4 protein-coding genes are annotated in these 4,157 nt (G+C 59.3%); all 4 read right to left on the bottom strand.

Features of this window, described 5'->3' with window-relative positions; genetic code table 11:
• Positions 1-307: 307 nt before the first annotated feature.
• Positions 308-499, bottom strand: coding sequence for a hypothetical protein (locus tag WAW39_RS21440; protein ID WP_422321205.1), 192 nt, complete (start codon positions 497-499; stop codon positions 308-310).
• Between the two features lie 222 nt (positions 500-721).
• On the bottom strand, positions 722-1,741 hold the full coding sequence (locus WAW39_RS21435) for a hypothetical protein (protein WP_422321204.1): 1,020 nt from the start codon (positions 1,739-1,741) through the stop codon (positions 722-724).
• A gap of 20 nt (positions 1,742-1,761) precedes the next feature.
• On the bottom strand, positions 1,762-3,102 hold the full coding sequence (locus tag WAW39_RS21430) for a DUF4831 family protein (protein ID WP_422321203.1): 1,341 nt from the start codon (positions 3,100-3,102) through the stop codon (positions 1,762-1,764).
• A 374-nt stretch (positions 3,103-3,476) separates the two neighbouring features.
• Positions 3,477-4,157, bottom strand: a 681-nt coding sequence (locus tag WAW39_RS21425; RefSeq protein WP_422321202.1) for a restriction endonuclease, incomplete at its 5' end; no start/stop codon positions are given.

Here is a 4,157-nt window from a genome sequence, read left to right as displayed (position 1 = left end):
CCTTTCCCCATGGCGGCTGTTTTTTTTGCGCGAACGAAGAGCCCCGTGCTTCCTTTTTTTTCGCTAAAATATAGCCACGAAGGAAACGCCCGCGGCGGCTGGCCGATGGAGCACCGCCAGCCCTGCCTGCTGGAAGCAGCAAGGGCAATCCTGCCCGTGAATGGCGCGCGCTTTGCGGGCAGATCGCCCGCGCCACCCCGGCTCAGCTCAGCGCAGCGGCAGCACCCGGCGAGAGTGAAAGCCCTCGGCTGCTTTCTCCGGGGTTCGCACCCAGGAAGTGTGAAAGCAGCCGGGGACTTCGACCGGCTCAGGCGGCGGACTTGAGGACGAAGGATTCGACGACCTGCCAGTTTTTCGGTCCCGCATAGACGACCTTGCCTTCGATGTCGGCGCTTTCCAGCAGCCGCACCTGGACGGCACGCCATTCCGGCGCCTGCGGGTGGGGTTCGCCGATGTGGGGTGGGGACTTGAGGACGAGGGGTTCGGAGGAGGGTTTCATACGGCTTCTTTTTGCACACCTTATCTAATCTGCATCACCCGGGCACTCAATAAGCTTTTCACTTATTGCGCCCTAAACCTTTAAACCGGGGGCCGCGGCCGGGATGTGGCCTCGCCAAAACGGATTGCGGCAAAGCGGTGGTCACAATGGCACAGGGGGAGGCACCCGCTCTGCCATCACAGCGAAAATTTGCCCGCTTGATCCGCTCTGTTTGGCCGGACTTCAAAGCCCCACTTGAAGGGCCTGAAACACGGGCGCGATGTGGTTGGCGAAGCACAGGCCATTGGCTGCTGTGCCAATGAGGAGGCCCACCACCATTCCCTGGGCGTTCATGATCACTGAGCCGGAATCCCCGCTGTCTGCAAACAGAGTGCCGGGGGTTCCCAGGATGCACATCTGGTTGGTGAAGAGGACGGCGTTGGTATGCGGGTAGTTGAACACCATGTTGATTTTCACGTTCACCACCATTCCGCCGCGTGTGCCGGTGGTCCTGCCCGTCTTTGCCACACGCATGCCAAGCTGGGCCTGGCCCACGCCCAAAACGGGGCCGATGCCTGGAACGGTATTGACGGGCGGCGGGGCGGGTGGCGGCGGCACCTCGGCAATCGCGCAATCCACGAGATTACCCGCGGGATTCCAGGTGGCAGGAAAGAAGCGGGCCAGCCTGCCGACCGGCACCGGCATACCAGAATCAGCAGGGCCGGGAGACATGATCATGGTGCCCGGAGGCACACGCCCCTCATCGGCGATCACATGGCTGTTGCTTAAAAGGTAAACGCGCCCTTGGGCATCGCGCACATACATCCCCAGCGTGCCTGTGACGGCATGATCACCGTGGCCGACGAAACCAATGGAATCGCCCGGAAGGGCGGAGGCACGCGGGATGCCCACCTCCACCACATCTGTCGGTATCCCCTCAAGCTCGGGCAAATGATTTTCAATGAGGTGGGCCTTCTTCACGTTCTTCACCTTGCGGGTGACGAAGAAGACGAGGCAGAGCTGGTTCACCCGTTTTCCTTTGCGCACCCGCTTGCCGATGCCGATGCCGGTGACATTGAAGGCGGGGGCCAGGCTCTCGGTGTGGTGCAGATGCTTTCTGCGCAGCAGCCGGTCCTTCCAGCGCCTGGAACGTGCCATGTTGCGCTCTGGCAGCCAGCGGGTTTTTCCCACCAGGTACTTCTCGGTGAGCTGTTCCTTCAGCTCTTCCAGCATCTCCATGGTCACTTTTTTTCGCCTGGGCATGGCCTGGGGTTTTCCATTGGTTAGGGTTCGATTTTTGCCGCCTCCAATTCAGTCTTCAATTTGCTGATGTCGGATTTGGTCTGCAGAATGTCCTTCTGACGCTTCAGCTGCGTGAGTTCATCATTGGCCAGCGCCTCGCGGTTGTGCTTGTCCACCTGGGCTGCCTCCACGGTGTTGACGGCGTTGCCAAGGCGCTCGATGTACTTGGGATCAAAGGCCTGGCCGGTGACGTTCACCTTGAGCAGCGCGCCGGTGAGGGGATCGAGCGTGGCGGAGATGTCCGTCTTTTCGCTGCCGGTGGAATTGGGCAGGGCCACCACGGGGCCGTACTGGGCGATGAGGCTGCTTTTCTGCTCCATCACTTTGTTGTTGTTGCGCACCTGCACCTGGGCCTTGCCGGGGATGCAGTAGTGGATGCCCGAGGCGCCTTTGCTGTAGGTGAGCTGCGCCAGCTCGTCCGCAGTGAACAGCATGCTGGAGCTGATCATGAGGTGGATCCTCTGCCGGTCCTTGGGCAGCCTTGACTTGAAGTGAAGGAAGCCGGGGGCCGGTGCTATCAGCCGGGTATGGACATTCACGTTGCCGGTGCTCGCGTCCAATTCAAAAAGGTCCACGTCCTCCGCCGCTGCGCAGGCGCCATTGAGGTGCCGGGGCTCGACTTCAAAGAAAAGCGAGGCGGTGGAAATTTTCGTGGTGCCGAGGAAGAGCGCCATGATGGCTGAGATTTCGCCGTCGATCTTTTCCAGGAATTTGGAAGCGTCGGGCGAGGCGCTGACAAAGAGCGCGGTGCGGTTTTGCTTCAGCACCGCAAGCTCTTGCAGCTTCAGCTGAATCTTGGGGTCATAATTTTTGAAGTCGTTGGAGTTCGGGTCAACGCTCGCCGCCTTGGCAGCCGAGGCAGCAATCTTGGCCGCAGCCTCCACCGTCGTCACCGCATAATCGACGGTCTTGTTTTGGTCTGACATCGTGCCATCCGTCAGCACCCCCTCCCCCGACAAGCTGAGCGCGGTGGAGTGACTGGAAAAGGGGGCTTGCTTGATCTTCGCCACAAAGGTGCGCGCGCCATCCCGCTCTGCGCGGAAAGTCAGCACCGGCTTGCCCACTTTGTACGACACCGTTTCCTTCAGGTTGGGCTCTTCGCCAAAAATCTCCTTGGCCACTTTAAAGTAGGGATCCTTTGCAGCCACCAGCGCCTTCTCGGTGACGGGCACCTCCACGCCGATGATCGTCTTCGGCAGCGAATAGACGATGCCCTTCCTCTTCCCACCTTTGAACTGGGAAACAGGCACGACTTCAGTCGTGCTGGCACAACCAGACAAAAACAGCACCAATACAGTAAGAATTTTGAGTTTTGATTTCATGACGGGAAGGAGCCGACGGGAAATCCATCTTTTATTTGCCCGCCAAAGCTCTAATCATTTTCCCATATTGAGTCAATATTATACTTTTCTATGCCTAGCAATTTCACGTGTAATATACCATCCATATCACCCATATTTATTTGCATGTCTTTGAAACTCTGAAGGGGATCTTCAAAAGGAAAACTGCATGAACCAGGCCGCAGAACCGCGCCCACTCACTCCAAAAAAAGCAATGCCGCCCCCCCGGCCTCCAGCCAGGAGGGAAAGCTCAAGCGTCCGGAATGACTGCCCCCATTGTCCTTTCATTGCGTCTTGTCCTTCGTCGCCACACTTGAAGTGTCTTCAAGAATGGGCGGCAGAAGCGCGGCCCACCTTCACCCCTCCTCAAAATAATCCGAGTCCACCCGCTTCAGCGCGATGGTCCGCACCGTGGACACACCGACGCCATACTCGATCATGAGCTCCGCCAGCCGCTGGCCGTTGATGAGGATGATCTTGTGCGTGACGCCCTTCGCGTAATCGAGCGCGTTTTTGTGGAAGTCGCTGGTGGTGATGAAGACGCCCTTGTTCGCATGCTTCCCCGCCAGCGCGCCCACGAAACTCTGGATCGGCTCCCGCCCCACCGTGCTCTGCCAGCGCTTGGCCTGCACATAGATGACATCCAGCCCGAGGCGGTCCTCGCTGATGATGCCGTCGATGCCGCCGTCGTTCGACTTCTGCGTGACCTGCGCCGCCTCCGCCCGCGAGCCGCCATAGCCCATCGCAAAGAGGAGATCGACCACGAGCTGCTCAAAGCGGTAGGGGTCCATGCGCGACATGAGGTCCAGCAGATCGGAAGAAAGCTGCGCACGGAGCTTGAGCTCGGCTTGTTCGATCTGTTCAGTGGGGGTTTGTGAGCTGGGTGAAACCGGCACGGGCTCTGGTGATGTCCCGCTGGTGGGAGCTTTGGTCATCTTTTCCACAAAGCTCGGATACGCCGAGAGCACCTTGCTGTCGATGGCCGCTGGATTCGTGGCGAGGAGTTTTCTTCCCTCCTCGGTGATACGCAGGTGGCC

Source organism: Prosthecobacter sp. (genome assembly GCF_049294395.1).
Classification (GTDB): Bacteria; Verrucomicrobiota; Verrucomicrobiia; order Verrucomicrobiales; family Verrucomicrobiaceae; genus Prosthecobacter.
This window is presented reverse-complemented; position numbering and strand designations above follow the sequence as displayed.

Bases quoted from the DNA above. Each gene is read 5' to 3' on its own strand.
- WAW39_RS21440 (WP_422321205.1), bottom strand. From the start codon at position 499: ATGAAACCCTCCTCCGAACCCCTCGTCCTCAAGTCCCCACCCCACATC.
- WAW39_RS21435 (WP_422321204.1), bottom strand. From the start codon at position 1,741: ATGCCCAGGCGAAAAAAAGTGACCATGGAGATGCTGGAAGAGCTGAAG.
- WAW39_RS21430 (WP_422321203.1), bottom strand. From the start codon at position 3,102: ATGAAATCAAAACTCAAAATTCTTACTGTATTGGTGCTGTTTTTGTCT.